We start from the raw sequence: 26,257 nt of genomic DNA on the forward strand, positions 1-26,257 counted from the left end.
GTTTACGATGAACGCGCGACACGCCGCAAATGACGATCTGCCTTTTTCCTACCCCGTAAAGGTAGGCCATATTTCCGCCAATCCGGTGAGGATTGGTCTTGAAGCCAATGCCGAGGAACTGAAGGCGCTGGCGAAATTCTGGGATGTGGTTTCCGTCGAATATCTGAAGGCGGAATTGCAGGTTACCCGCTGGAAGAGGGATGGCGTGAAGATCAAGGGCGAGGTGCATGCGGCCGTGACCCAGTCCTGCGTCGTGACGCTGGAGCCGGTCTCCAGCAAGATCGACGAGAGCGTCGAGCATATTTTCGTGCCGGAAGGATCGAAGCTGGCGCGGATGGTCACCAATGAGGAAGGGGAGATCGTACTCGACCCCAATGGCCCTGACATTCCCGACCAGTTCACCGGCGACAGCATCGATGTTGGCGCAACGGTTGCGGAATTCGCGGCCCTTGCGATCGATCCCTATCCTCGCAAATCGGATATCGAATTTACCGATACGACCGAAAATGAGCCTGAAGAAGAAAAGCGTCCGTCGCCTTTCGCCGTGTTGAAAGACTGGAAAAAAGACTGAATGCGCCGCCGGGCTGAAATAATTTTATTGTAACACAGGCCGGAACAGGTATTTTCGCGCAAAATCCGCTTGAGTGGCGGCAAAAAGGATAAGGGACGAGTGATCAGAATAGCGATTGACGTCATGGGTGGCGATTTCGGCCCTGATGTTGCCATACCCGGTGCCGCCAAGGCGCTTGAACGGCACAACGATGTGACTTTTCTGCTCTACGGGCAGAAAAGCAAGTGTGACCCCATTCTGGCACAATATCCCGCACTTCGGGAAAAGTCGGTCTTTCACGATTGTGAAATCTCGGTCGCCATGGACGAAAAGCCAAGTCAGGCGCTTCGTCGTGGCCGCTATGTCTCCAGCATGTGGCGCGCCATCGAGGCCGTGAAGCTCGGTGAAGCGGACGTCGTCGTATCCGCCGGCAATACCGGCGCGCTGATGGCTATGGCCAAATTCTGTTTGCGCACCATGGCGCGGGTGGAACGCCCGGCCATCGCCGGCATATGGCCGACGCTGAAAGGCGAAAGCATCGTGCTCGATGTTGGCGCGACGATTGGCGCCGACTCCCAGCAATTGCTCGATTTTGCCCTGATGGGCGGCGCCATGGCGCGTGCGCTTTTCGATATCGACCGTCCGACCGTCGGCCTGCTGAATGTCGGCGTCGAGGAGGTGAAGGGTCAGGAAGAGGTCCGTGAAGCCGGACGGCTGATCCGCGAGGCCGATCTCGGCACCATCGATTACCGCGGTTTCGTCGAGGGCGACGATATTGGCAAGGGCACGGTGGATGTGGTGGTGACCGAAGGTTTCACCGGCAACATTGCGCTCAAAGCCGCCGAAGGCACGGCGCGCCAGATCACCACGCTTCTGCGTGAGGCGATTTCCCGCAGCTTCTTTGCCAAGATCGGTTATATTCTCGCGAAAAGCGCTTTCGATGTGCTGCGAGAAAAAATGGACCCGCGCAAGGTCAATGGCGGCGTGTTTCTCGGCCTGAACGGCATTGTCATCAAAAGCCATGGCGGCACGGATGCCATCGGTTTTGCCTCCGCGGTCGATGTCGGCTACGACATGGTCCATAACGGTCTTACGGCAAAAATTGAAAACGATCTGAAGATTTACCACGCAAGACGGCTTCCGCCCCCGGCGCCCGAAGCTCTCGTGGCTGACGAGGAATAAGGGAATGATCCGCTCTATCGTACGTGGTTTCGGGGCAGCGCTTCCGAAGCGTGTCATGACCAATAGTGAAATCGAAGGGGTCGTAGAGACTTCCGATGAATGGATCGTGCAGCGCACGGGCATTCGCCAGCGCTACATAGCGGGAGAAGGCGAGACCACCGCTTCGCTCGGCGAGGCTGCGGCGCGCGCGGCGCTCGACAATGCCGGCCTGACGCCCGATGATATCGACCTCATCATTCTGGCAACCTCGACACCGGACAATACCTTTCCGGCAACGGCGGTAAACATCCAGAACCGTCTCGGCATGACCCACGGTTTCGCCTTCGACATGCAGGCCGTCTGCTCCGGCTTCGTCTATGCCGTGGCCACCGCCGATCTTTACATCCGCGGCGGCATGGCCAAGCGCGTGCTGGTGATCGGCGCCGAAACATTCTCGCGCATTCTTGACTGGAAGGATCGCACCACCTGCGTTCTGTTCGGTGATGGTGCAGGCGCGCTCGTAATCGAGGCCGACGAAGGCGAGGGCACTTCCAGCGATCGTGGCATCCTCACCTCGCAGCTGCGCTCCGACGGTTCGCACAAGGACAAGCTTTATGTCGACGGCGGACCTTCCACGACCGGCACGGTCGGCCATCTGCGCATGGAAGGCCGGGAAGTGTTCAAGCACGCTGTCGGCATGATCACCGACGTCATCGAACAGGCTTTCGAGGCGACAGGCACGACGGCTGATGATCTCGACTGGCTCGTTCCTCATCAGGCCAACAAGCGGATCATTGACGGATCGGCGAAAAAGCTCAACATCGATCCGGAAAAAGTCGTCATCACCGTCGATAAGCACGGCAATACCTCGGCCGCATCCATTCCGCTGGCGCTTGCCGTTGCGGCCAGTGACGGGCGCATCAAGAAAGGCGATCTGGTCATGCTGGAAGCCATGGGCGGCGGTTTCACCTGGGGCGCAGTGCTGCTACGCTGGTAACGGCAAATTTTAGCGTTTATCGGGGCGCTGGCACAAAATCGGTTGTGATTTTTGCGGCAGTACCCCGTTCAAACGCCCTGAAGCGACCCCCGCTTGCGGCAAAACCGCGTCGGTCGCTCTAAGCCATTGCACTGATTGCCGAAAGCCTCAAATGAATCTGGAACAATCCCTTGACCGGTCGCCACAAGGGAAATAATCTCGGCGGCTCCTAGAGAAAAATTCAGACACGGTTTGTGGGGAAAAATGGCCGGGAAGACAGTGACACGCGCAGATCTTGCAGAATCTGTGTTTCGTAAAGTCGGGCTGTCCCGCACCGAATCCGCCGAACTGGTCGAAACGATCATCGACGAGATTTGTAATGCGATCACGCGCGGCGAGGTCGTCAAGCTCTCGTCCTTCGCGACATTCCAGATCAGGGAAAAGAACGAGCGTATCGGCCGCAACCCGAAAACGGGTGAGGAAGTTCCGATTTCGCCACGCCGCGTCATGACCTTCAAGGCATCAAACGTGCTGAAACAGCGAATCCTGAAGGCGCATACGGCTCGCAAGACCAAGCAAAAGGGTCAGAAAGCCGGGGCGTAAGCCAGCTGCGACAGGGGTTTTTTGCCGCATGGCAAGCCTTTATCCCCATTCTTCTTGTGAACATGCTTGAATTTCGACGTGCAAGCCGTTGAAATCTGGTCGACTCGCATCATAATCAATTTTAGATAAATGGTATCTTGCCGCCACGGGCATCGGTGCGAGGATCGGGTTCGATTTTTCGCAAGACATGATGCACGGTATCGGCTGGTGAAAAGCGTTCTTGTTCAGTGTCCGGCTGGGTGCATGGCGCTCAAGGTCCGGATGGGAGTGGAAGTTTGGACAAAAGCCCCGACGCGTTTCGGACGATCAGTGAAGTGGCGGATGAGCTGAACCTGCCGCAGCACGTGCTGCGTTTCTGGGAAACGCGCTTTCCGCAGATCAAGCCGATGAAACGGGGTGGGGGCCGCCGTTATTACCGCCCTGATGATATCGATCTCCTCAAGGGCATTCGTCATCTTCTTTATGACCACGGCTACACCATCAAAGGTGTGCAGAAACTTCTGAAAGCCAACGGAAACCGTTTCGTGGCGGCAATCGCGTCGGGCGATCTTGCGACCATGGAAGCCATCATGGCAGCGAGCGGCGAAAAGGAAGTTGCCGAACCGCGCGTGCTGGATCCGGACGGGGACGAGGTCGTCGGCCGCCCGAAAGCCAAGCCGAGTGGCCGATTTTTCGGCTTCGGCGGCGGTAACAGCGATACCGAGATATCGGTCGGCAAATCCGGCATCGGCAAGGATGACCAAGCGCTGTTGCAGGAGGCGCTGTTCGATCTTCTCGAATGCAAGCGGCTGCTTGATCAGGTTCGCTGATCGTTTATCCACAACTCTGTTCGAGCATTTTCAGGAAAAGCGAAGGCGCTCTGGAATGCCAACCTTTCAGAAACTCTCTTGACCGATAATGCGGCTCCGTAAAAAGGAGTCTGATCGTGAGCAATCGAAAACCGACAACGCGACGCCGTACGGCGAAGAAATCGGCCGGCGGCAGCGTTTGGCCCTGGGTGCTGATGCTGGGCGTCGTGGCTGGCGGCATTCAGGCTTACGAACATCGCGACAGTCTTATGCCGCAGCGGCATGTCGCGAAGGCAACATCCACGACGACAAATTCCCCCAAGATCGCCGTAGCCGCCAAACGCGAGACGGCCGCACCGGAGAAGGTGGCGGCCATCCGCCCCGCATCGCCGGTTTCACCGATCAATGGTCCGGTGCCGCCACGCTCGATTGCCATGCCGCCTGCGGCACAGCAAAGCCAGGTTGCCGCTATCCTGCCGGAAACACGCCCTTCGGTCGAAAAAGTCTCGCTGGGAGAAAAAAGCGGCGCCTTTGCCTTTTGCGGTCGCTCAGGTCTCACCAATTGCGTGGCCGATGGCAATACCTTCTGGATGAAGGGCGTGAAAATGCAGCTCGCCGGCATCGAGGTCCCGCAGATCGACCGGGCGCGATGCATGGAAGAGCGTCAGCGCGGTTTCATTGCCAAGGTGCGGTTGCGGGATATGCTGAATGCCGGCGCATTCGATGTGGCGTCGTCGGCAACAGCCGGCGGGCAAGCCATGGAACGCAAACGGATTTCACGTTCGGGCGTATCCTTTGCCGATCAACTCGTGCGGGAAGGCCTGGCTCATCCGGTCTCGGCAAAAAATCAGTCCTGGTGTGGCTAAGGCCCGGTTGACCGAAACGGTGCGGCCTGTGTAGATGTGGCGCTGTCGGTGCTTGGGGTCAGGGTCTCGTTGGATCCTGCGCCTGAGGAATGACAAAGTAATTTTGTAGCGCCGGGGCCTATTGGCACGCGGCGCGACAATGCGGACGTGGCGAAATCGGTAGACGCAGCAGACTTAAAATCTGCCGACCATTGGTCTTGCGGGTTCAAGTCCCGCCGTCCGCACCATTTCCATCTCCAATTAAAAGATTTCTCTGCCGTTTTCCTGAGACATGCGGGCATTCAGGATGGATTCTGCACCGGGATAGTCGATATCCGGGCAATCGATTGCATCATGACGCATGAGTTAGCCTAAAAAATGGGCTTGTTCACGCTCGCGGCATTTCTCCGTGAAAATCATCCAAAAGAGCCTATTGACCTTGCCACGATGGGAAGCCCTATCTTTTTTTTGTAAAGAGAAAAAGAGGTCATGCGCATGTCACAAATCCAGATACAGGCGAACCATTCGATAGCCATTGAGGGAATGACATGCGCCTCCTGCGTCGGTCGTGTCGAGAAGGCTATTGCCAAGGTGCCGGGGGTCGTCAAGGCTTCGGTCAATCTTGCAACGGAGCGCGCCGATATTGCTTTTTCGGGAGCGCCCAACGTTTCGGCCGTTGTCGATGCCGTGCGAAATGCAGGCTATAGCGTCGACGAAAAAACCATCGAACTCGATATCGAGGGCATGACTTGCGCGTCCTGCGTCGGCCGTGTCGAAAAGGCGCTGAAGGCCGTTTCCGGTGTCTCCGACGCGAGTGTCAATCTCGCAACGGAGCGCGCGACCGTCCGCGTCGCCGGCAATGCCGTCTCTGCCGCGAGGCTGGCCGAAGCAATCAGCCAAGCCGGTTACAAGGCAAACGAGATCGTCGCCGACAAGGCCAAGGGTGACGAGCCAGACCGGCGCGAAGCTGAATTGCGCGGTTTAAAAATCAGCCTGGCCACCGCTGTTGCCCTGACGCTGCCGGTCTTCATTCTGGAGATGGGCTCGCATCTGGTGCCCGCCATCCATGATTTCGTGATGGAAACCGTCGGCATGCGGGAAAGCTGGTATCTGCAATTCGCGCTGACCACGCTTGTCCTCTTCGGGCCGGGCCTGCGGTTCTTCAAAAAAGGCATCCCCGCACTTCTGCGGCTGGCGCCGGATATGAATTCGCTGGTGGTGCTGGGCACTGCCGCCGCCTGGGGGTTCTCGGTCGTCGCCACTTTCGTGCCCGAGATCCTGCCGAGAGGCACGGCCAATGTCTATTATGAAGCCGCAGCGGTGATCGTCACGCTTATCCTGCTCGGCCGTTTCCTCGAAGCGCGCGCCAAGGGCCGCACCAGCGAGGCGATAAAGCGGCTCGTCGGCCTGCAGGCCAAGTCGGCCCGCGTGATGCGCAATGGTGAAACCATCGATGTGCCGCTGCAGGATGTTGCGACCGGCGATGTCATCGTTGTCCGTCCCGGTGAGAAAGTGCCAGTCGATGGTCTGGTGCTTGATGGTTCTTCCTATGTCGACGAATCGATGATTACAGGCGAACCGGTGCCGGTGACCAAGACGGCTGGGTCCGAAGTCGTGGGCGGTACGGTCAACAGAAACGGCTCCTTCACGTTCCGCGCCACGAAGGTCGGTGCCGACACGCTGATCGCGCAGATCATCCGCATGGTCGAAGAAGCGCAGGCCGACAAGCTGCCGATACAGGCGCTGGTGGACAAGGTGACCAACTGGTTCGTACCTGCAGTCATGCTCGCTGCAATCGCCACCTTCATCGTCTGGTTCATTCTCGGGCCGGACCCCGCCTTGACCTTTGCGCTGGTTAACGCCGTCGCTGTCCTCATCATCGCTTGCCCCTGCGCCATGGGCCTTGCCACCCCGACCTCGATCATGGTCGGAACCGGACGCGCCGCCGAAATGGGCGTGCTGTTCCGGCGCGGCGATGCTCTCCAGACTTTGCGTGATGCCGATGTCATCGCCGTCGACAAGACCGGCACGCTGACGCTCGGCAAACCGACACTGGTGCATTTCACCACGACCGAAGGCTTCGATCGGGATGAGGTGTTGCGCCTTGTCGCCTCGCTTGAGAGCCGTTCCGAACATCCCATAGCCGAAGCGATCGTCGAGGCGGCAAAACATGGTGGCCTGACGCTTGCCGACGCGGCCGGCTTTGAGGCGACCCCCGGTTTCGGCGTTGCGGCAACGGTTGACGGCCGCAAGGTCGAGGCTGGCGCCGACCGCTTCATGGTGAAGCTCGGTTACGACATTGCGAAGTTCGCCGACGATGCCGACCGGCTGGGCAGGGAAGGGCAGTCGCCGCTTTATGCCGCTGTCGATGGCCGGCTGGCCGCCATCATCGCGGTTGCCGATCCGATCAAGCCGACGACGCCGGAGGCGATCGCAGCGCTGCATGCTCTTGGTCTCAAGGTCACGATGATAACAGGCGATAACCGCCGCACGGCCGAAGCCATTGCCCGCCGTCTTGGTATCGACGAAGTGGTGGCGGAAGTACTGCCTGACGGCAAGGTCGAGGCCGTGAAAAGACTTGCGGCCGGCGGCCGGCGGGTGGCCTTCGTCGGTGATGGCATCAACGATGCGCCGGCCCTTGCGGCAGCCGATGTCGGTCTCGCAATCGGCACGGGTACGGATGTCGCCATAGAAAGCGCCGATGTGGTGTTGATGTCTGGCGATTTGCGCGGTGTCGCGAATGCCATTGCGTTGTCCAAGGCGACGATCCGCAACATCCGCCAGAACCTGTTCTGGGCCTTTGCCTATAATGCCGCGCTCGTTCCCGTGGCGGCCGGAATATTGTATCCTGCCAACGGTGTTCTGCTGTCGCCTGTCCTTGCTGCCGGAGCCATGGCGCTTTCCAGCGTGTTTGTCTTGACCAACGCGCTGCGTCTAAAAAGCTTCCGCCCGCCGCTGCTGGACAGATCGTCCGGCATGCAACTCGCAGCGGCAGAATAGGGGGGCGGATGTGATGACGCCTGGAAACACAGTCTATTTGCCACGTATCGGACGCAGCATTGTGGCAGTGCAGGGCGAGACCGTCCTTCAGGCCGCCCTTGCCGCCGGAATTTCCTATCCGCACGGCTGTCGCATGGGCCGGTGCGGGGCGTGCAAATCGCACCTCGTCTCAGGCGAGATCGACCTTCTCAAGCATACGCCTTTTTCATTGACCGAAGAGGAAAAGGCGGAAGGACTGACACTCGCCTGCCGCGCCGTGCCGTTGAGCGACGTGACAATCGGCTGGCTCGACGGCGAGGATGAGTTTGCCGATATTCCGACCGGCCGCTTTGATGGCGTCATCGCGGAAGCGGTGGATGCGACGCATGATATCAAGCTCATCCGCATCAGGCTCGACGATCGCGAACTGTTCACCTTCAAGGCCGGCCAATATGTGCGCCTGCTTTATCCGGACTGTTCGCCGCGTGACTATTCCATTGCCAGCCGCATCGATGAGGACTTGATCGAATTCCATATCCGGCATGTCCCCGGCGGCGTCACGAGTGGCCATATTTTCGCGAACGCCAAGGCGGGTGACCCTGTCGCGCTGGTCGGTCCCTTCGGGTCTTCGTATCTGCGGGAAAAGCATTGCGGACCGATCCTCGGCATTGCCGGCGGTTCGGGGCTGGCGCCGGTCAAGGCGGTGGTCGAGGCAGCTCTTGCCACTGATCGGACCACGGGCCGGGAACGCCCGATCCATGTCTATTTCGGCGCCCGCGCCGAGCGTGACCTCTATATGGTCGACCGTTTCGAAGAACTTGCCACCAGCCACGGCAATCTGAGTTTCGTTCCGGTTCTCTCCAATGAAGACCATGCGCAGATGCGGCGCGGTTATGTCGGTTCCGCCGTGGCGGACGACTTCGACGATCTCGATGGCTGGAAAGCCTATCTGGCCGGACCGCCGGCGATGATCGAGGCAACGGTGCCGCAGCTCCTGGCAAGGGGCATCCGCACCGCCGACATTCATGCAGACGTGTTTTTCACCCCGGAAAGATAGGAGCAGGATCGATGAACATTGGTACAGCCGCCACCGCATCCGGTGTTTCCGCAAAGATGATCCGTCATTACGAGACGATCGGGCTGATCAAATCGGCAAACCGCACGGAATCCGGTTATCGGGTCTATACGACCAACGATCTGGAGACGCTGCGTTTCATCCGCCGCGGCCGCGACCTCGGTTTTTCGATCGAAAAGATCAGGCAGCTTATGACCCTGTGGCGCGATCCCGGCGGTGCATCCTGCGACGTCAAGCGCATCGTCATGGAACATGTCGTAGATCTCGAGGCCAAGATGCATGCGCTTCGAGAGATGGCCGACACGCTGCGAAATATCGCGACCTATTGCCCTGATAATGGTGAGCCGGATTGCCCGATCATTCAGGATCTTGCCCAATCTGAAGACCCTGATTTTACGCCGGTGGCGATCCTGCCCAAGCGTTCCGGCATGCTGAAGGGCACGTCCGGTGTGGTGACGGATTTGCCGCGCCTCATGAAATAAACCGCATTTCCCCGGCGGGGACCGATCATCAATTGCAGTGCAATGGCCATTTGCGGCGAAGGAGAACAGGCAATGTGGATACAGATAATACAACGCTTCCTTATTCTGTGCCTTATGCTGATGATCGTCTCCGTCATCGCGTTTCTTTTGCCCTACATGGCCGGTGGCGATCCTGCCCGCACCATTCTGTTTTCGCGCATGCGCGATACGGCGCTCGATCCGCATGCGGTCGAGGCCCTGCGGTTAAGCCTCGGGCTCGACCGGCCGCTTTACGTCCAATATTTCGCATGGCTGTCGGGCGCTCTGCGCGGTGATCTGGGCTTTTCCTTCACCAGCAGCCAGCCCGTGGCGGGTGAGCTTTTGCGCTCTCTCGGCGTGTCCGTGACATTGGCACTGACGGCGCTGGCGATTGCGGTCGCCGTTGCCCTGCCGCTCGGTACATTGGCGGCGATGCGTCCGGGTGGCCGGCTGGACAATTTCGCAACGCTGATGATCCAGACCTTCGTTGCCACGCCGGAATACTGGTTTGCGCCGATGTCGGCGCTCGTCTTTGCGCTTTATCTCGGCTGGTTGCCGTCCGCGGGCTGGGATAGCTGGCGCTCGCTGGTGCTTCCCGCATTGACGTTGACGCTGCGCCCACTGGCCTATTTCACGCAGGTGACGCGCGCCGCCATGGCTGAGGTTCTGCGCGCGCCTTACATCACGGCGGCCCGCAGCCGAGGTCTCGGCATGCATGGCACGGTCATGCGCCACGGCATTCGCAACGGTTCGCTTCCGATCGTCACCTTCTTTGCCCTGTGGCTTGCGGGCCTGCTTGGCGGATCGGTGGTCGTGGAGGTGATATTCGCCATCCCCGGAATGGGCCGGCTTCTTTACGACGCCGTGGTCAATCGGGACATCCCCATGCTGCAGGGCGGTTTCATCTGCATCGTCGCCCTTTCCATCCTGATCAATACCCTGGCCGATGGCCTCTATGTCCTGATCAATCCAGCAATGCGAGGTCAACATGACCATTAGTCACTTCCCGAGCGCGCCGGTAGCCGCCATGCCAATGACCTTGCCCAAGCGCCCGTCGACACTTTTCCGGTTCACGGATTTCATCCGCCGGCGGCACTGGACGTTCTACGCGGGTTCGGCGATTTTTCTCGTCATCATCGTGCTGCTCGTCATTGCGCCGTGGATTTCACCCTATAATCCCGCGCAGCAAAGCCTTCGCCTGCGGTTGAATGCGCCAAGCGCCGCCTACTGGCTGGGCACTGACCATCTCGGGCGTGATGTCTTGAGCCGGCTGCTTATCGGCGGACGCTTCACGGTCACGATTGCCGCCATCACCGTCATTCTGTCGGTCGCCATTGGAACATTCATCGGCATCATCAGCGGTCGCAGCCGCGGCGTTCTCGATGAAGTCCTGATGCGGGTGGTGGATCTGCTCATCGCCATCCCTGACGTGGTGATCGCCATTTTCCTCGTCGCCATCTTCGGCCCGGGATATGGAACATTGATCGCGTCGCTGACGATCGTCGGCTGGACACCTTTTGCGCGACTGGCACGCGGGCTGACGCTTTCGATCAATTCCCGAGAATATATGCGCGCCGCCGAGGTACTTGGATGCACACGCCGCTTCATCATCTTCCGGCATGTCATTCCCAACACGATCTGGCCCATCGCAGCCGTTGCCTTCCTGCGCTTCGGCCACAAGCTGATCACGGTGGGCGGACTGTCGTTTCTCGGCCTCGGCGTGCAGCCGCCGGCCGCAGACTGGGCGCTGATGCTGGCCGATGCGCAGGCCTATGCGGAACGTATGCCCATTCTCGTGATCGCACCGGGTCTGGCGATTTTCCTGTCGGCCTTGAGCGTGACATGGATCGGCCACGGCCTGAACATGGATACCAGGAAACCGAACGGCCATTGACGCCTGCGGTTAGAGCAATGACCGGCGCCCGCGCCGATCAAACATATACAGGGCACGATAGCCCCAAGGAGAGTATTATCGTCTGAAGCCGCTTGAAAATACGCCCATGCCTCCGATGCAATAATAATAAGGGGAACTCTTATGAATATCGAAGGACACACGCATGCCAATACGGCCATCGCCCCCGAGCGGACACCGCTTCTGGAAATCGAGGATCTGCACGTTTCGGTGCCGTCTGCAAATGGCCGCAAGTTTGTTATCTCTGGTCTGACGCTCTCCGTCGATGCCGGAGAGGTCGTTGCACTGGTCGGCGAATCCGGATCCGGCAAGAGCATGACGGCTCTGTCGCTGATGCGGCTGTTGCCGCACGGCGCGGAAATCAACTCCGGCCGCATTTCCTTTGCCGGGCGCGACATTCTAGCACTCTCGCCCTCCGAGCTTGATGCGTTGCGCGGCGCCGATATCGGAATGCTTTTTCAGCAACCGCAGGCCATGCTCGATCCGACCAGCCGGGTGAGGACGCAGGTTGCCGAGCCACTGTGGGTCCACCGCAAGATGAGCCGGCATGCGGCACTGGGCCGGGTTGTCGGCATGCTGTCGGATGTTGGAATTCCCGATCCGTCGGCGCGGGCGCAATGCTTCGCACATGAACTCTCCGGGGGCATGGCGCAGCGCGTCATGATTGCTGCAGCACTTTCCGGCAATCCGCAACTGCTCATCGCCGATGAACCGACGACGGCACTCGATGTCACCGTCCAGGCACAAATATTGCGCCTGCTCGACGATGAGCGCCGGAAGCGGCGGCTCGCCACGCTGCTCATCACCCATGACCTCTCGGTCGTTGCCGCTTTCGCGGACCGGATTGCGGTGATGTATGCCGGTCGCATTGTCGAGGAGGGGCCGACGCAGGCAATCCTCAAGGCGCCGCAACATCCCTATACCAAGGCGCTCATCAGTTGCTCGCTTCTGACGACCGACAGCGAGGGGCAGCTGCTGACGATCCCCGGCTCCAGCTCGCAGGCCCATGACATGTCCTGCGGTTGCCGTTTCCATCCCCGCTGCGCGCTTGCCCAGTCGGCCGGCATGGGCGGTCGTTGCACCGCAACAGAGCCGGATCTGAATGCCTTGCCGGAAGGTCGCAAGGCGCGGTGCTGGGCGGTCGACGACGACAATGCCGGCAGCCATGCCAGTCACACAGTCTGCTGAAGGAGGGTTGCGATGCTATCGACAGTGAAAACACCGAACCGGCCTCAGGCGGATGGCAAGATCAAGCCCTATGTGGTCGCAAACAACCTGTGCAAATATTATCCGATATCGGGTTTCGGCAACCGCGTGGTCAAATCCGTGGACGATGTTTCCCTCACGATCGGCGAGGGCGAGGTTCTTGGTCTCGTCGGCGAATCCGGCTGCGGCAAAAGCACTGTCGCCGGGCTGATAACGCGGTTGACCAACGCGACGAAAGGCGAGGTCAGCATCGGAGACCACGATATTCTGCACATGCAGGGCGAGACGCTGCGGCGTATGCGCCGTGTCGTGCAACTGGTGTTCCAGGATCCCTATTCCGCGCTCGACCCGCGCATGCGCATAGGGCAAAGCATGGAAGCACCGCTTGCCCAGCACGGCATCGGCACGCGCGAAGAACGCATCGCGCGCGTGTTCAAGATGCTGGAGGAGGTCGGCCTCGATGCCTCCTATTATGACCGTTATCCAAGCCAGTGTTCCGGCGGGCAGTTGCAACGCGTGGTCATAGGCCGCGCGCTTCTTCTCAATCCAAGCTTCCTTGTGTGCGACGAACCGACATCGGCGCTCGATGCCTCCATGCGCACGCAGATCCTGAACCTTTTGATGGACATGAAGCGCCGTCACGGTTTGACGGTGCTGATGATTTCCCATGATCTGCGCGTGGTGCGTTACCTCTGCGATCGCATCGCGGTTATGTATCTCGGGCGGATCGTTGAAATCGCCGACCGGGAGGAGCTTTTCCGGGCGCCTAAGCATCCCTATACGAAGGCTCTTATTGCCTCGTCGATGCTTGATGAAACCGGCCTATATGCACCGGAAATGCTTCTGGATGGTGATTTGCCAAGCCCGCTCAATCCTCCAAGCGGCTGCAAATTTCACACCCGCTGCAAGCATGCGACGCAGATATGCGGTGAAAAGGAGCCGGTTCTGGAAGACGTCGCCGGGGAGCATTTCGCTCGCTGCCATCACTGGCGGGAATGGGGTTGAGGAGCAGCGCAGTTACAGTCTTCTGGTTCTGTAAAAACAGATGAATTGTGCGTTTGTGAATTAATATCGGAATTAAATTCCGAGTATAAAAACATAAAATGAATGATATTCGAGCGGATGTTCGTGGGGCGTCCGAAGGATATTCTTATGCCTTGCGAGATTTATTTTTGTGACGATCTTAAATCTCGTTAGACGACTGACTTTTGAGCATTGTCATCAAAAATAAAAGGGGAATATTCAATGATAAAGCACGTACTTTTGGCGACAAGCGCCATTATGGTTTCGTTTTCAGTTCAAACGGCCAAGGCCGATACGATTACCTATGACGACAATTTCGGTGTCAAGACCGGCTGGCAAATGGCGTCGGACGACGCCTATCTCGGCTCACGCGCGGGTTGTTTCGAAAGCTTCGTGCGCGTCGGCTACGACATGAAACTGGAGGCCAGTCTTGCCGAAAGCTGGAAGCAGACGGACCCTAAAGTCTGGGAATTCAAGCTGCGCAAGGGTGTGAAGTTCCAGAATGGCGAGCCGCTCAATGCCGCAACCGCAGTCAATGCGCTGACCAATCTTCTGAAGGCGCCGGTTCCGGCCCGCGCCTTCTCTCCGAAATTGATCGCTTCAGTCGAAGCGAGCGGTGACGACAGCGTGAAGATCACCACCATCGAACCATCGGTGATGCTGCCGGCGCAAATGGCGAGCCCTGCCACGTCAATCCTTGCCCCCGCCGCCTATAAGGACGGGAAGGTCGATCCGGTCGGGACCTGCACCGGACCTTTCAAGATCACGGAGGTCGACCCCAGCCAGTATATGCTTCTTTCCGCCAACCACGATTATTGGGGCGGTATGCCGAAGCTTTCCGGAGGCCGCGTCAACTTCGTTCCCGATGCCGACACCCGCGCCACCCAGGTCCGAACCGGCGAAGCGCAGATTTCGCGCCTCGTGCCACCATGGACGGTCAAGACCATCGAATCCACCGATGGCGTCAAGGTAGCGCCAATTCCTTCGCCGCGCATTACGGAACTCCTGCTGAACAACGCGAAGGCGCCTTTCAATAATGTGAAAGTGCGCCAGGCGATCCAGGCGGCCATCGACACCGCCGGTATCGCCGACAGCATTTATGAAGGCGCGGTAAAGGGTGCTACCCTGCCGTTCGCAGCGGGAGAGCCATGGGCCGCAAAGGAAGTCGAGCCCGCCTATAATGTCGAGAAAGCAAAAGCTCTGCTGAAAGAGGCAGGCGTAGCGCCAGGCAGTCTGAAGATCGCGCTCCTCGCCTATACGGCAAAAACGGAACTGAAGGATGTCGCGGCCATTATCCAGGCCCAGTTGCAGGAAATCGGTATCAAGGTTGATGTTCGCGTCGCCGATTACAGTGCAATCGAGCCAGATCTGCTGTCCGGTAATTTCGACATGGCGCTCCTGTCCCGCGGTTATGCCACAGATGTTGCCGAACCGGCCGGCTTCCTCAATGCCGACTATACCTGCGGCGGCAGCTACAATATCTCGCATTATTGCAACGAAGACACCGACAAGCTGATCAAATCGGCCTATGCGACGGCCGAACCTGCCAAGCGGTATGCAATTTACGGCGAGGCGGCAAAGAAGCTGTATGAGGAGGCCGTCACCGTCTTCCTGATCCATGAGACCGTATTCGACGCCTATTCGGAGAAGCTTGCAAACTACAAGCCCCATCCCGTCAACTACTTCGTCATGACCAAGGATCTGGCAACGAAGTAAGGCATGCAACATTGCCGATGAAGCCCAGCCCGGCTCGCAAGAGCCGGGTTTTTCGTGGGCACAGAGACGGTTGATGCCGGCGTTTGATGAATATGGGTTTGAAATCCGGAAAACCTCCGCTGTCATCCCTGGGAAGGGAGAGGGCATATGCAGCCTGGGGGAGGTAAGAAGGGGCGGACGTTGGTATCGTCCAGCGGCTGTCACGCAAGCTTGGCGTGAAGCGGGGGCAGGCAAGTCTATCCGGCGGCAGGGATGAAAGCCGCCGCCGGCATCTCGTCAAATCAGGCGCGCGCTTCCGGCGTATAGCCCGCAGCGGTGATGATTTCAGCAATACGTGCCGCGTCGGAGACGCCGCCAACCACAACCGTGCGGCTTGCCGGATCAGCATGAACGGCGGCACCGGGAACGGTCTTTTCGATTGCGCCCTTGATCACACCGGCGCAGTGACCGCAGGTCATGTCTTCAACGTGGAAAGAAAGGTCGGCATCAACAGGTGCGGCAGCGGTTTCGGGGTGATGCTGGTGGGCGGTGCACATAGGCGGTTCTCCTTGGGTTGGAACTCGTAACAGCAGGAGCCTGGACTATTCCAACGTGGGAAGGTCAAGCGCTTTATTCAGGCAGTCAAAATAAGCGCACCGGCATTTTAGTTGCGCCAGAAAATCGGCATCAGCAGCACGAGAACGGTGAGGATTTCCAGACGTCCAAGCAGCATCAGGACAGACAGGAGATAGAGCGCCGGATCGCTGATCGTGGAGAAATTGCCGACAGGCCCGATGATCGGGCCGATGCCGGGGCCGACATTGGCAAGTGCGGTCGCAACGCCCGAGGTCGCAGTCAGGAAATCGTAACCCATCAGGCTCATGGCAAGGCTGCCGGCGATCCAGAGCGCGATGAAACAGCTGACGAAAAGGAAGATCGTCCGGATCGTGTCGGGATCGACCACCTGCTGGCCGTAACGGACCGAATAAACCGCGTTCGGATAGATCAGCTTTTTGAGGCCCGCCCGAACGACATTGAACATGATCAGGAAACGATAGGCCTTGATACCGCCCGCCGTCGAGCCGGAACAGCCGCCCATGAAGGTTGCGAAAAAGGCAACGACGACAACGAACGGACCCCACAGCGTGTAGTCGTCGCTCGCAAAGCCACCGGTCGAGAGGATCGATGTCATGTTGAAGAAGGAATGGCTGAGCGCAGTATCCAGCGGCACGCCGTTTCTAAGGTGGTGATAAACGCCGACAGCGATGGAAATCGCGCAGAGATAGCCAAGGAAGACGGCTATCTGCGGGTCGCGCAGCGTCTCCAGCCTGCGGCGCACCGCAAGCAGGATCATCACCGAGAAGGGCAGGCTGCCGAAGATCAGGAAGACGGTGGCAATCCAAAGCAGCGCCGTGTTGTTGAAATAGGCAAACGAGGCGTCGTGGGTGGAAAAACCGCCGGTCGCAACCGTCGACATGGCATGGTTGAGGGCATCGAAATGCGACATGCCGGCAAAATCGAAAGCCACCGTGCAGGCGATGGTCATGATGATGTAGATCGCCACGAAAGCGCGGGTGAAGCTTGCCAGCCGCGCGAAGGGCCGGTCATTGCCGGTGTCGGATGATTCCATGCGGAAGAAGGTCATGCCGCCGACGCGCAAGAGCGGCAGAATGAAGAGGCCAAGCGCGACAATACCGATGCCGCCGAGCCAACAGAGCAACGACCGCCACAGAAGAATGCCCTGTGGCGCGTTATCGAGGCCGGATATGGCGGTCGATCCCGTCGTCGTGATGGCCGAGACCGATTCGAAAAGGGCCTGACCGGGCGTCAGGTCAAGCTCGGACAGATAGAGCGGAACCGCTCCGACAATGGAAAATACAAGCCACAGCACGTTGACGAGCAGGAAGCCGAAACGTTTGTTGAAGGACGCGATCGGTGCGCGCGTGGCCAGCGCGCAGGCAAGTGCAAAGCCGCCGCACATGAAGCCCGAAAGCGCAAACACCATCCAGTCGTCATTGCCGTAATAAAGGTCCGTCAGCGCGGGCAGGAACATGGCCGTCGCGAGATAGAGCCCGAAGATGGACGCCACATATATGACCGAGCGCAGAAGATTGCTGTTCAAGAAATGAAACCCAGGGTTCGTGGCAGCGTGAAATGAGTCTTTGTCTCTGACGCCTTCCTATGGCATAGCGGGTGCCATTATGAATTTCAATGGATTGACAATCGTGGACAAGCAGCTTGTGGAGGCAGCGCGGCGGGAAGTGCGGGAGATATTCCCGGAAACGCCGTTGCAGTTGAATGAACATCTCAGCCGTCGGTATGGCGCGTCGATTTGGCTGAAGCGTGAGGATCTGTCTCCGGTTCGTTCCTACAAGATTAGAGGCGCATTCAACTTTCTCCGCAAGGCGGTGGCGAAGGCTGGCAAGGACAAGGTTTTCGTCTGCGCTTCGGCCGGCAACCATGCGCAGGGCTTTGCTTTCGCCTGCCGCCATTTCGGCGTTCACGGTGTTGTTTTCATGCCGGTGACCACACCGCAGCAGAAGATCGACAAGACCCGCATCTTCGGTGGTGAATTCATCAGTATCCGTCTGGTGGGCGATATTTTCGACCAATGTTACGCCGCCGCGCGCAAATACGTCGAAGACAATGACGCCTACATGGTGCCGCCCTTCGACCATCAGGATATCATCGAAGGTCAGGCGACGGTTGCTGCCGAAATCATGGACCAGCTTCCCGAAGGCACCAAACCGGATATGGTTGTCATGCCGGTTGGCGGCGGCGGGCTGTCGGCAGGCCTTACCGGCTTTCTGGCGGGCACCGCTGAAAAGGGCAACTTCGTGTTCTGCGAGCCGGAAGGCGCGCCGAGCCTGAAAAGGAGCCTCGAGCGCGGCGAAGCGGTAACGCTCCCCAAGGTCGACAATTTCGTCGACGGCGCCGCCGTTGCCCGCATCGGCGATCTGAACTTCCAGGCGCTGAAGGATTTTCCGGCCGAGCAGGTTTTGCTCATCCCCGAAAACGCCATCTGCGTGACCATCATCGAGATGCTGAACCTCGAAGGCGTGGTGCTGGAGCCAGCGGGTGCGCTGTCCATTGCCGCGCTGGAGAAGCTCGGCCGCGAGAAACTGGAAGGCAAGACGGTTATCGTCGTCGTCTCCGGCGGCAATTTCGATTTCGAGCGCCTGCCTGACGTCAAGGAACGCGCCATGCGTTACACCGGCGTGAAGAAATACTTCATTCTGCGCCTGCCGCAGCGCCCCGGCGCGCTGCGCGATTTCCTCAATCTGCTTGGCCCGGACGACGATATCGCCCGTTTCGAGTATCTGAAGAAATCGGCCCGCAATTTCGGTTCGATCCTTATCGGCATCGAAACCAACGCGCAGGAAAACTTTGCAGGGCTTCTGGAACGTTTCGAGGCTGCTGGCCTCGGTTATGAGGATATTACCGAAAACGAGATCCTGTCGAACCTGATCATCTGATCGGGGTGAGAGCGACGGGGAAGGGCGGAGCATATCCGCCCTTCGAAATGCGAGACAGATTAAGGGAGTGAAAGCCATGGCATCGTTTTTTTCCAAAATCCTTTCGGCCTTCGGCTCCGGCCAGTCCGCGGATGCGCCGCAGAAGGCAGCGCAGTCGGAACCGCATGTGCATGGAGACTATCTGATCTATGCGACGCCACTGAAGGAAGGCGGCCAGTTCCGTTTGGCGGGCCGCATCGAGAAAAAGGACGGCGAGGAAACGCTTGTGCATGAATTCGTGCGCGCCGATGTCTTCACCAGCATGGACGATGCGGTTGAGTTCACCATCCGCAAGGCAAAGCTGATCATCGATCAGAACGGTGCATCGCTTTTCCCAGGAAAATGATGGCGGTTTCTTCTGCTGGACATTAAGATTCCGTTGGTTGCTTCGGCCTATCGTCTTCGGAGGGCATGAAGTCGCGCCGATGAACCGGCGCGATGTGGATCGATAGGGCGTATGCCGATGCAATGGGCAAATCTGGCCCTCTTCGTGGCGGAAGCCATCGTCTATTTTTCGGTAATGACGGCATTCCTTCATTACCGGCATATTCTCGGCATCGGTGTTTTTCTCACCGCGCTGGGCGTCATGCATTTCCTGGAAACCTACCTGGCGGCGGTCTTTTACGTCGAGCTGCCATTTGGCGTGGTATCACCCGGCTCCTCGATCCTTTTTGCCGGCAAACTGATGATGATCCTCATGCTCTATATGCGAGAGGATGCGGCAGTCGTCCGCCAGCCGATCTACGGCCTGTTTCTCGGCAATATACTCACCGTCATCATGGCGCAGATCATCCGCTTCCATCCGACGGTGGCAATTGTCCCCGGACAGTCGGTAAATACCGGATTTCTGGATGAGATGGGCGTGCTGATGGTCTGGGGAACCAGCCTGCTTTATATCGACGCCATCGCCATCATTCTGTTTTACGAAAAGCTGGGACGCTATTTGCAGCGCCATATTGTCCTGCGCTTTGCAATCTGTGGCGTGGCGATTTTGAGCCTGGATCAGGCAGGCTTTTACGCGGCGTTGCGATATATGCTGAACGCGCCGGTCGATGTCTTTTACGATGGCTGGAAAGCGAAGATGGTGGCCGTGGCCATCTATGCTCTGCTCTTTGCCATTTATCTGAAGCTGACGGCGGCGAAGGGCCGCTTCCTGACGCGCCGCAGCGTTGCAGATGTCTTCAACGACCTCACCTTCAGGGAACGCTACGAGGAGCTTTTGTCCCGTTCCGGCCGCGACATGCTGACCGGTGTGTCTGACCGCGCCCGCATGGAACTCGATGCGCCGTCCGTCGTCGTGGAATGTCTGGAAAAGAAACGTCCCGTCAGCGTGCTGATAGTCGATATCGATCACTTCAAGACCGTCAACGACACCTTCGGGCATTTGCAGGGCGATGAGATATTGCGGGAATTCGCCGCCGTTCTGAAACGCATCGTGCAACCGCACGGCCATCTCTACCGGTTCGGCGGCGAGGAGTTCGTGGCCCTGTTGCCGACGATGGCCCATGAGGGGGCACTTGCCTTTTCAGCAGGTCTGCGGACGGCGATCTTGAAGGATCTGCAACGGCCGGACGGTTCGCCGCTGACTGTCAGCATCGGCGTCGCCACGGCTTTCGAGGACGGGCAGCTTTTCCGCGCGCTGCTGTCGGAAGCCGATGCGCGGCTATATGCGGCAAAAAATAACGGCCGTGATCAGGTGCACGGCCGTTACGGAATGTGGGTCGGCTGATACCGGCAATCGTGCCGGCATCACCATGTGTCAAATGGCGCCTCAGGCGGCCTGCGCCAGTTCGGCAACCTTTGCTTCGGCTGCCGCAACGGCCTTTTCAACGGCTTCCGGGCCAAATGCCAGACCTTCGACATAGATCACTTCAACATCCGTCATGCCCATGAAGCCAAGAACGGTCTTGAGGTAGGGAACGGCGTGGTTCATCGATACAGCCGGGCCTTCGGAATAAACGCCGGCGGCGGCCAGCACGATGTAGACCTTCTTGCCGGTGGCAAGGCCAACCGGGCCGGTTTCGGTGTACTTGAAGGTCTGGCCAGCGCGGGCGACGTTGTCGATCCACGACTTCAGGCCGGAATAGATGTTGAAGTTGATGAGGCCGGTGCCGATGACGACAGTGTCGGCGGCCATAAGCTCTGCAACCAGCTTGTCGGAATAATCGGCTGCAACCGCTTCTTCAGCTGTGCGCTGGTCGGGAGCCTTGCGGATCGCAGCGGTCTTGACGGTGTCGAGATGCGGAATGGGGTCGGCAGCAAGATCGCGGTGGACAAGGGTGTTGGAAGCCGACTTGGCCTTCAGCTTGTTTGCGAGTTCGCCGGAAAACTTGTTGGAAATCGATTCGTCGCCACGCGGGCTGGAGGTGATGAGCAGAATATTGGACATGGTCTTTCCTTGCATAAGCGATGAATTGACGGGCGCCTTGGGAGGGCGGGAGAGCACGATGCCCTTCCTTTGCCCCCTATATGACCAATTGATGCCATCAAGAAAACTGTGATAATGTGGAAGCGACCTATCGATGAAATGGATGGAACATGGACGCGAACCCGACGCTCGACCAATTGCAGGTGTTTTTGACGGTTGCCGAAACCGGAAGTTTCTCTGCCGCGTCACGGGCGCTCAATCGCGCCCAGTCTGTTGTCAGCTACACCATCGCCAATCTCGAGGCGCAGCTTGAAGTCAGCCTGTTCGAGCGCAATGGCGTACGCCAGCCACGATTGACGGACGAGGGTCGCGCCATGCTGGAAGATGCAAGGCGCATCGTCGCCGGTCTGCAGGAAATGCGTGCGCGCGCCAAGGGTTTGAAGCAGGGGCTGGAGGCCGAGCTTTCTGTCGCCATCAGCACCATGGTGCCGGCGGAAGCTGTCGTTGCGGTGCTTCGCGATTTTCGCAAGGAATTTCCCACCGTTACCCTCAGCCTCAATGTGGGTGAGTTGGGCATGGTGATGGATATGGTGCTCTCCCGCAAGGCTGGCATTGGCATCGGCGGGGCGCTGCTGCGCCAGGATGACGAACTCGTCGTCGAAAAGGTCGGCCATTCCTTCATGCTGCCGGTCGTCGCCGCCGATCATCCGCTGGCACAGATCGAGAGGCCGCTGGTTCTGGGCGATGTCCGCGAGGAGGTCCAGCTCGTCGTCACCGATGCATCGGGGCTGACCAAGGGCCGTGATTTCAACGTGCTGTCCTACAAGACATGGCGGGTCAGCGACATCGCCACGAAATACCAGCTCATCAAGGGCGGTCTCGGCTGGGGCGGTCTGCCCGCATCGATCGTGCGCAACGACCTGACCAATGGTAGCCTGAAGGCACTTGATCTCGAAGCCTATGAGCAGGGCGAATATCCGATCTTTGCGCTGCGCCGGGTCGATTCACCCGCCGGTCCCGCTGGCCAGTGGCTTGCCACGGCCTTTCAGCAGCGTCTGTCGGCATGCCCGAACCAGAAGGATTTCAACACAATAATTGCCGGAGGCAAACAGCGGACTATTTCTGTCGCCGCCGAGTGACATGGGTTGGCTGAGTGACCAATTGACGAAGGTGAATGGCCTGCCTTATACAGGAAACACGGTCAGCAGTTCACCGAGGCATCGCCGTCCCGCAAGGGAAGCTAAACCTGCATTTTGAAAGATTGACAGCACTTATCCCGTGCCTAGTCGGAAGCCGGCGATCAGCGACACCTCTTCGGAATGGCACTTGAGGGTAAGTCATGCCACGTTCGATCCTTTCCATTGATATCGCCGACCTCTCCACCTTTGCCAAATCGCTACGCGAACAAATCGGCAGGCTGGACCGCCAGCCAAGCCATGTGGAGATGCTCAATCTCCTGAGCCGGGCTGCCGGGTTTCGCAACTTTCAGCATCTGCGTGCCGCGCGCACGCCACCCGTGGAAAGCGGCTCGCCGCCACCGCAGACACGACCGGAGACAATGCCTGCCAATGAGGGCAGGGTGCTGAAGACCGCGCGGACTTTCGATGCTGCCGGTAGATTGGTGCAATGGCCGGCCCGCCGCTCCCAGCAGGAACTGTGCCTCTGGTATCTGTGGGCAAGAATCCCAGCCGGTCGCAGTTTCTCGGAACGCGAATTCAGCAGCTTTCTCGATGGTCTGCACCTGTTTGGAGATGCCGCGATGCTGCGGCGTGACATGGTGGGTCTCCGGCTCATCCGCCGTAACCGCGACGGCAGCGACTATCAACGCATCGAGCAGAAGCCACCGCCGGAACTGCCACTGCTGTTACGTATCGTCAGTGGCCGCAATTGAGTAAATGCCCTCCCGGCCAATGAAACGCCGGGAGGGCTGCAAGCTCTAGAGAACGAGGCGGAACTTTGCGAAACCTTCGGCGCCGTCGCCCGCATCCTCGATTTTTGCGCCCTTGATGTCAGCCGCGTAATTACGACCCTTCGGGCCAGTCTCGAAGATGGCGGTCGTATTGGCAACCGGGGCGAAGGACCAGTTGGCATCCGCCGACGGGTTGATGGTGCCCTGATCGATGATATAGCGCACGATCACGTCGCGGTTGGTATCGGGCGCCACGAAGATCACTTTGTCGGCGGCGATATCGGGGAATTTTCCGCCGCCACTTGCCCGGTAATTGTTGGTCGCCACCACGAATTTCTGCTCGGGATCGATCGGCTTGCCGTCGAATTGCAGGTTGACGATGCGGTTGCTGTCAGGATTGACGGCCTTGCCGTCCTTGTCGAACTTCGCCGGTTTGGAAATGTCGATCTGGTAGGTGACACCGTCGATGACGTCGAAATTATAGGACGGGAAATCCGCGTTTAGGAGCGGCGCATCCTTTGCGCCGGCCTCGACCGTGTTGAACATGCCGGCGGACATTTCCAGCCAGTTCTTCACCTGCGCACCGTTGATCAGTACCGCCTGCACCGTGTTGGGGTAGAGGTAGAGATCGGCGACGTTCTTGATGGCGATGTCACCGGCAGGGACATCGGTATAATAATCCGCACCACCGCGACCGCCAGACTTGAAGGGCGCTGCTGCCGAAAGCACGGGCAGATCCTTATATTGCCCTTCCTTCAGCATGTCCTTGATGTACCACGTCTGGGCATTGGAGACGATCTGCACGGATGGATCGTCGGCCACAAGCGCGAAGTAGGAATAGAGCGGCGCCGACGTCTTGCCGACCGGGCGGCGAACATAGGCGAGCGCCGCTTCGTGATCTGCCTTGGCGGCGGCTATGACCTCCGGCTTGTCCGTGACATCTGCAACGACCTTGCGATTATCGTCGCGGTGGTAGATCGGCCGGGCCTCGGAGGTGAAATCGACGATCTTCCAGCTCTTGCCGTCCTTTTCGAGCAGAAGGTCGATGAGGCCCATATGCGAGCCCCAGAAACCCGCCATCACGGCCGGCTTGCCCATCAGCGTACCCTTGACCGCATCCGCACCCTCGATGCCGTCCCATGTCTTCGGACCGGGGAAGACCAGATGCTGGTGGCCGGTGAAGATGGCGTCAATGCCTTCGACGCCCGCCAGATAAAGCGAGGCGTTTTCCATGCGATCGGTCTGGCCCTTGCCATCTATGCCGGAATGGGAAAGGGCGATGACGATATCGGCACCCTCTTCCTTCATGACCGGAACCCAGGCTTTAGCCGCCTCGACGATATCGCGCGTTTGGGCCTTGCCCTCGAGATTCTTGGAATCCCACATCATGATCTGCGGCGGCACGAAACCGATGATACCGACCTTGACCGGGCTGGTTACGCCTGCACCATCGCGGATCTGTTTCTCGAGGATGACGTAAGGCTTGAAGAACAGCTCATCCTGCTTGGGATCGGAAGCCAGCTGACCCTTGGTGAGGTTGGCGCAGACATAAGGGAAACCGGCGCCCGCCAGCGTATTGGACATATAGTCGAGGCCGTAATTGAATTCGTGGTTGCCAAGCGTGCCACAATCATAGCCGAGGACGTTCATGGCGTTGATGGCGGGATGCTTGTCGCCAGCCTTCATGCCGCGCTCATAGGCGATGTAATCGCCGAGCGGATTGCCCTGCAGGAAGTCGCCATTGTCCACCAGCATCGAGTTTCCGGCCTCGGCACGGATGGCGCCGATGATCGAAGCGGTGCGCGCCAGACCCATCGTGTCGTTCGGTTTGTCGGCGTAATAATCATAGGGAAAGACGTGAACGTGGATGTCAGTCGTTTCCATGATGCGCAGATGCGCCTGGTTGGCTGCGGCGCGCGCGGCGAAGGGATGCAACAGCACCAGAGCCGAAGAGGCGGCGATGCCACCCAGAAGCGAACGGCGAGTGATGGGGTGGAGAGCGAGAAGCGACGACATGGGAACTCCTTCGTATGAAGCTTGCTCTGTCAGGAAAACGACAAGGTAGAAGCAATCCCCGAGGAGTCCATCATCAAAATGACAAGCCCGTGACGGACGGGCCAGTTTTCAACCGTTTGATAAATTTTTTGTCACAAGGTGGCCGCGCGCGCATGGCGCGCTTCGGGAATGCGCTATGTCCGGTCTGCGCATTCCCCTTGTTGGAAACGTCTGCTTAGCGGGCGAGAGTCGGTTTTACTTCTTCGTGGAAGAAGCGGAAATAAGACGACAGCTGTGCCAGCGTGTTGGTGGAAAGCTTGAGTTGCAGGCCGAGCCGGTTCATGTGCTGCCATTGCACGACACCCTCGATGAAACCCAGATCTTCACTCTGCACCTTCACCCGGCTTCCCTTGGCGGCAGCGAAAGGCCCGTCCAGTTCGAGCGCCATGCCGGTGGCGGACAGGTCCACCACGCGGCCTCGGGTCGAATGGCTGAAATAGTGCACGGTCGCGTAGATCCGGGTCTTGCTACGGGTCGCAGTGCGGGTCGCCATATTGAGGTTGTTTGTCATTTCGCTACTCAAATCAATTGTTTCCGATGCTTGCATCATGACGTAGAAAGTTTGAGAGCCGTTTAGCCGTTTGCTTAAAATTGCAAGTAATCGCGCGATTATGCTGTGTCGATACGGCACTGGTAGCAATTGTTGCGGGCGGAGCGCACATGCACATAAGCGACGTCTGCCCGCTCCAGAAGATACGCTGCGCGTGAAAGGATCTCGTCCGTCGCCGTCACCGCGCCGGTGCCGTAGACGATGCGGTCGTTAGTGCCATAGCCGCGAACGATATAATCGGGGCTGTTAAGCATCGGGGGAAGGGCATCCGTCTGCGGATAGTGCTCACAGGCCTCAGCGTGAAGAAAGATTGGCCCCGTTTCCGCATAGGGCTGGAGCAAAGGGAAGGGCCGGTAGGCGAGGATCAGCATCCCTTCGCCTTCATTAATCTGGGAAAGGCAATGGCGGCACGGCATGCCGCCTGGAGAAACGGCCTTTTCCGGCGGGTTACCATAGGCGTCGGCGGCTCCCGCCCGGAAAGCCTCAGCTTCCTTAGCCGGCATTGCTGTAAAGACGAGATCGGTCATGGCGAGGTCCTTCTGTTGGG

At 58.8% G+C, this 26,257-nt stretch carries 25 protein-coding genes and 1 tRNA gene; 20 read left to right on the forward strand and 6 right to left on the reverse strand.

Annotated features, from left to right (window positions below):
- Window positions 1-7 precede the first annotated feature (7 nt).
- The 15 genes from CRP02_RS16980 to CRP02_RS17050 all read left to right on the forward strand — a co-directional run bounded on the left by CRP02_RS16980 (window position 8) and on the right by CRP02_RS17050 (window position 15,334).
- Entirely contained in the window at window positions 8-571 is a 564-nt protein-coding gene (locus CRP02_RS16980) for a YceD family protein (protein ID WP_003512527.1), read from the forward strand.
- A gap of 99 nt (window positions 572-670) precedes the next feature.
- Window positions 671-1,732 carry a phosphate acyltransferase PlsX gene (plsX, locus tag CRP02_RS16985; RefSeq protein WP_003512528.1) on the forward strand — a complete coding sequence of 354 codons (1,062 nt, stop codon included), beginning with the start codon at window positions 671-673 and terminating at the stop codon, window positions 1,730-1,732.
- A gap of 4 nt (window positions 1,733-1,736) precedes the next feature.
- Window positions 1,737-2,708, forward strand: a complete 972-nt coding sequence (locus tag CRP02_RS16990; protein ID WP_097171791.1) for a beta-ketoacyl-ACP synthase III — start codon at window positions 1,737-1,739, stop codon at window positions 2,706-2,708.
- Window positions 2,709-2,951: 243 nt separating this feature from the next.
- Entirely contained in the window at window positions 2,952-3,290 is a 339-nt protein-coding gene (locus tag CRP02_RS16995) for an integration host factor subunit alpha (protein ID WP_003512530.1), read from the forward strand.
- A 275-nt stretch (window positions 3,291-3,565) separates the two neighbouring features.
- Window positions 3,566-4,099 carry a MerR family transcriptional regulator gene (locus tag CRP02_RS17000; RefSeq protein WP_097102218.1) on the forward strand — a complete coding sequence of 178 codons (534 nt, stop codon included), beginning with the start codon at window positions 3,566-3,568 and terminating at the stop codon, window positions 4,097-4,099.
- A 116-nt stretch (window positions 4,100-4,215) separates the two neighbouring features.
- Entirely contained in the window at window positions 4,216-4,944 is a 729-nt protein-coding gene (locus CRP02_RS17005) for a hypothetical protein (protein WP_013635890.1), read from the forward strand.
- A 141-nt stretch (window positions 4,945-5,085) separates the two neighbouring features.
- Window positions 5,086-5,171: transfer RNA gene (locus tag CRP02_RS17010), tRNA-Leu, on the forward strand.
- Window positions 5,172-5,418: 247 nt separating this feature from the next.
- The gene (locus CRP02_RS17015) at window positions 5,419-7,923 is read left to right on the forward strand and encodes a heavy metal translocating P-type ATPase (RefSeq protein ID WP_179784157.1); all 2,505 of its coding nucleotides are present in this window, start codon (window positions 5,419-5,421) and stop codon (window positions 7,921-7,923) included.
- Between the two features lie 13 nt (window positions 7,924-7,936).
- The gene (locus CRP02_RS17020) at window positions 7,937-8,959 is read left to right on the forward strand and encodes a 2Fe-2S iron-sulfur cluster-binding protein (protein WP_097171793.1); all 1,023 of its coding nucleotides are present in this window, start codon (window positions 7,937-7,939) and stop codon (window positions 8,957-8,959) included.
- Between the two features lie 11 nt (window positions 8,960-8,970).
- Window positions 8,971-9,459 (forward strand): Cu(I)-responsive transcriptional regulator, encoded by a 489-nt coding sequence (gene cueR, locus CRP02_RS17025; protein WP_013635893.1) that lies wholly within the window; start codon window positions 8,971-8,973, stop codon window positions 9,457-9,459.
- Between the two features lie 72 nt (window positions 9,460-9,531).
- Complete coding sequence (locus CRP02_RS17030; RefSeq protein ID WP_003512536.1) at window positions 9,532-10,476, forward strand: ABC transporter permease; 945 nt, start codon at window positions 9,532-9,534, stop codon at window positions 10,474-10,476.
- The gene (locus CRP02_RS17035; RefSeq protein ID WP_046205511.1) at window positions 10,466-11,371 is read left to right on the forward strand and encodes an ABC transporter permease; all 906 of its coding nucleotides are present in this window, start codon (window positions 10,466-10,468) and stop codon (window positions 11,369-11,371) included. Before CRP02_RS17030 ends, CRP02_RS17035 begins: the two co-directional genes overlap by 11 nt.
- 141 nt (window positions 11,372-11,512) lie before the next feature.
- Window positions 11,513-12,577: an ABC transporter ATP-binding protein gene (locus CRP02_RS17040; protein WP_097171794.1), complete on the forward strand. Its 1,065-nt coding sequence runs from the start codon at window positions 11,513-11,515 to the stop codon at window positions 12,575-12,577.
- Between the two features lie 12 nt (window positions 12,578-12,589).
- Window positions 12,590-13,600, forward strand: coding sequence for an ABC transporter ATP-binding protein (locus CRP02_RS17045; protein WP_097171795.1), 1,011 nt, complete (start codon window positions 12,590-12,592; stop codon window positions 13,598-13,600).
- 240 nt (window positions 13,601-13,840) lie between these two features.
- Window positions 13,841-15,334 (forward strand): ABC transporter substrate-binding protein, encoded by a 1,494-nt coding sequence (locus CRP02_RS17050; protein WP_097171796.1) that lies wholly within the window; start codon window positions 13,841-13,843, stop codon window positions 15,332-15,334.
- Between the two features lie 281 nt (window positions 15,335-15,615).
- Here the strand turns inward: CRP02_RS17050 and CRP02_RS17055 are convergent, their stop codons facing one another.
- Both CRP02_RS17055 and CRP02_RS17060 read right to left on the reverse strand, forming a co-directional pair.
- Window positions 15,616-15,870, reverse strand: a complete 255-nt coding sequence (locus CRP02_RS17055) for a heavy-metal-associated domain-containing protein (RefSeq protein ID WP_003496638.1) — start codon at window positions 15,868-15,870, stop codon at window positions 15,616-15,618.
- Window positions 15,871-15,977: 107 nt separating this feature from the next.
- Window positions 15,978-17,435, reverse strand: coding sequence for a TrkH family potassium uptake protein (locus CRP02_RS17060; protein WP_174001658.1), 1,458 nt, complete (start codon window positions 17,433-17,435; stop codon window positions 15,978-15,980).
- A 79-nt stretch (window positions 17,436-17,514) separates the two neighbouring features.
- Between CRP02_RS17060 and ilvA the strand changes: the two genes are divergently transcribed.
- The 3 genes from ilvA (at window position 17,515) to CRP02_RS17075 (ending at window position 20,557) form a co-directional block, all read left to right on the forward strand.
- Window positions 17,515-18,789, forward strand: coding sequence for a threonine ammonia-lyase (gene ilvA, locus CRP02_RS17065; protein WP_097172822.1), 1,275 nt, complete (start codon window positions 17,515-17,517; stop codon window positions 18,787-18,789).
- A 76-nt stretch (window positions 18,790-18,865) separates the two neighbouring features.
- The gene (locus tag CRP02_RS17070; protein WP_013635901.1) at window positions 18,866-19,174 is read left to right on the forward strand and encodes an HlyU family transcriptional regulator; all 309 of its coding nucleotides are present in this window, start codon (window positions 18,866-18,868) and stop codon (window positions 19,172-19,174) included.
- Window positions 19,175-19,291: 117 nt separating this feature from the next.
- Entirely contained in the window at window positions 19,292-20,557 is a 1,266-nt protein-coding gene (locus CRP02_RS17075; RefSeq protein ID WP_097172823.1) for a sensor domain-containing diguanylate cyclase, read from the forward strand.
- Window positions 20,558-20,599: 42 nt separating this feature from the next.
- Here CRP02_RS17075 and CRP02_RS17080 read toward each other — a convergent pair whose 3' ends face one another.
- Window positions 20,600-21,217, reverse strand: coding sequence for an FMN-dependent NADH-azoreductase (locus CRP02_RS17080; protein WP_097171797.1), 618 nt, complete (start codon window positions 21,215-21,217; stop codon window positions 20,600-20,602).
- 149 nt (window positions 21,218-21,366) lie between these two features.
- Between CRP02_RS17080 and CRP02_RS17085 the strand changes: the two genes are divergently transcribed.
- Window positions 21,367-22,335 (forward strand): LysR family transcriptional regulator, encoded by a 969-nt coding sequence (locus CRP02_RS17085; RefSeq protein WP_097171798.1) that lies wholly within the window; start codon window positions 21,367-21,369, stop codon window positions 22,333-22,335.
- A 200-nt stretch (window positions 22,336-22,535) separates the two neighbouring features.
- Window positions 22,536-23,087 (forward strand): DUF2087 domain-containing protein, encoded by a 552-nt coding sequence (locus CRP02_RS17090; RefSeq protein ID WP_097171799.1) that lies wholly within the window; start codon window positions 22,536-22,538, stop codon window positions 23,085-23,087.
- Window positions 23,088-23,132: 45 nt separating this feature from the next.
- On the opposite strand, the gene CRP02_RS17095 is transcribed toward CRP02_RS17090, so the two are convergent.
- The 3 genes from CRP02_RS17095 to CRP02_RS17105 form a co-directional block, all read right to left on the reverse strand.
- A complete protein-coding gene (locus CRP02_RS17095; protein WP_097171800.1) occupies window positions 23,133-25,121 on the reverse strand; it encodes a bifunctional 2',3'-cyclic-nucleotide 2'-phosphodiesterase/3'-nucleotidase in 1,989 nt (662 codons plus the stop codon).
- 214 nt (window positions 25,122-25,335) lie between these two features.
- The gene (locus CRP02_RS17100) at window positions 25,336-25,671 is read right to left on the reverse strand and encodes a PilZ domain-containing protein (RefSeq protein WP_097171801.1); all 336 of its coding nucleotides are present in this window, start codon (window positions 25,669-25,671) and stop codon (window positions 25,336-25,338) included.
- A 98-nt stretch (window positions 25,672-25,769) separates the two neighbouring features.
- On the reverse strand, window positions 25,770-26,237 hold the full coding sequence (locus CRP02_RS17105) for a DUF1203 domain-containing protein (RefSeq protein ID WP_097171802.1): 468 nt from the start codon (window positions 26,235-26,237) through the stop codon (window positions 25,770-25,772).
- Window positions 26,238-26,257 lie beyond the last annotated feature (20 nt).

Origin of the sequence: Rhizobium sp. AN5 (assembly GCF_900215255.1) — a bacterium.
Lineage (GTDB): Bacteria > Pseudomonadota > Alphaproteobacteria > Rhizobiales > Rhizobiaceae > Agrobacterium > Agrobacterium tumefaciens.

What these genes read in the sequence shown, in the direction of transcription:
- CRP02_RS16980 (WP_003512527.1), top strand. Translation starts at nt 8, where the DNA reads ATGAACGCGCGACACGCCGCAAATGACGATCTGCCTTTTTCCTACCCC.
- CRP02_RS17100 (WP_097171801.1), bottom strand. Translation starts at nt 25,671, where the DNA reads ATGACAAACAACCTCAATATGGCGACCCGCACTGCGACCCGTAGCAAG.
- CRP02_RS17050 (WP_097171796.1), top strand. Translation starts at nt 13,841, where the DNA reads ATGATAAAGCACGTACTTTTGGCGACAAGCGCCATTATGGTTTCGTTT.
- CRP02_RS17040 (WP_097171794.1), top strand. Translation starts at nt 11,513, where the DNA reads ATGAATATCGAAGGACACACGCATGCCAATACGGCCATCGCCCCCGAG.
- CRP02_RS16995 (WP_003512530.1), top strand. Translation starts at nt 2,952, where the DNA reads ATGGCCGGGAAGACAGTGACACGCGCAGATCTTGCAGAATCTGTGTTT.
- CRP02_RS17015 (WP_179784157.1), top strand. Translation starts at nt 5,419, where the DNA reads ATGTCACAAATCCAGATACAGGCGAACCATTCGATAGCCATTGAGGGA.
- CRP02_RS17085 (WP_097171798.1), top strand. Translation starts at nt 21,367, where the DNA reads ATGGACGCGAACCCGACGCTCGACCAATTGCAGGTGTTTTTGACGGTT.
- ilvA (WP_097172822.1), top strand. Translation starts at nt 17,515, where the DNA reads ATGAATTTCAATGGATTGACAATCGTGGACAAGCAGCTTGTGGAGGCA.
- CRP02_RS17020 (WP_097171793.1), top strand. Translation starts at nt 7,937, where the DNA reads ATGACGCCTGGAAACACAGTCTATTTGCCACGTATCGGACGCAGCATT.
- CRP02_RS17090 (WP_097171799.1), top strand. Translation starts at nt 22,536, where the DNA reads ATGCCACGTTCGATCCTTTCCATTGATATCGCCGACCTCTCCACCTTT.
- cueR (WP_013635893.1), top strand. Translation starts at nt 8,971, where the DNA reads ATGAACATTGGTACAGCCGCCACCGCATCCGGTGTTTCCGCAAAGATG.
- CRP02_RS16990 (WP_097171791.1), top strand. Translation starts at nt 1,737, where the DNA reads ATGATCCGCTCTATCGTACGTGGTTTCGGGGCAGCGCTTCCGAAGCGT.
- CRP02_RS17045 (WP_097171795.1), top strand. Translation starts at nt 12,590, where the DNA reads ATGCTATCGACAGTGAAAACACCGAACCGGCCTCAGGCGGATGGCAAG.
- CRP02_RS17035 (WP_046205511.1), top strand. Translation starts at nt 10,466, where the DNA reads ATGACCATTAGTCACTTCCCGAGCGCGCCGGTAGCCGCCATGCCAATG.
- CRP02_RS17030 (WP_003512536.1), top strand. Translation starts at nt 9,532, where the DNA reads ATGTGGATACAGATAATACAACGCTTCCTTATTCTGTGCCTTATGCTG.
- CRP02_RS17095 (WP_097171800.1), bottom strand. Translation starts at nt 25,121, where the DNA reads ATGTCGTCGCTTCTCGCTCTCCACCCCATCACTCGCCGTTCGCTTCTG.
- CRP02_RS17055 (WP_003496638.1), bottom strand. Translation starts at nt 15,870, where the DNA reads ATGTGCACCGCCCACCAGCATCACCCCGAAACCGCTGCCGCACCTGTT.
- CRP02_RS17080 (WP_097171797.1), bottom strand. Translation starts at nt 21,217, where the DNA reads ATGTCCAATATTCTGCTCATCACCTCCAGCCCGCGTGGCGACGAATCG.
- CRP02_RS17075 (WP_097172823.1), top strand. Translation starts at nt 19,292, where the DNA reads ATGCAATGGGCAAATCTGGCCCTCTTCGTGGCGGAAGCCATCGTCTAT.
- CRP02_RS17105 (WP_097171802.1), bottom strand. Translation starts at nt 26,237, where the DNA reads ATGACCGATCTCGTCTTTACAGCAATGCCGGCTAAGGAAGCTGAGGCT.
- CRP02_RS17070 (WP_013635901.1), top strand. Translation starts at nt 18,866, where the DNA reads ATGGCATCGTTTTTTTCCAAAATCCTTTCGGCCTTCGGCTCCGGCCAG.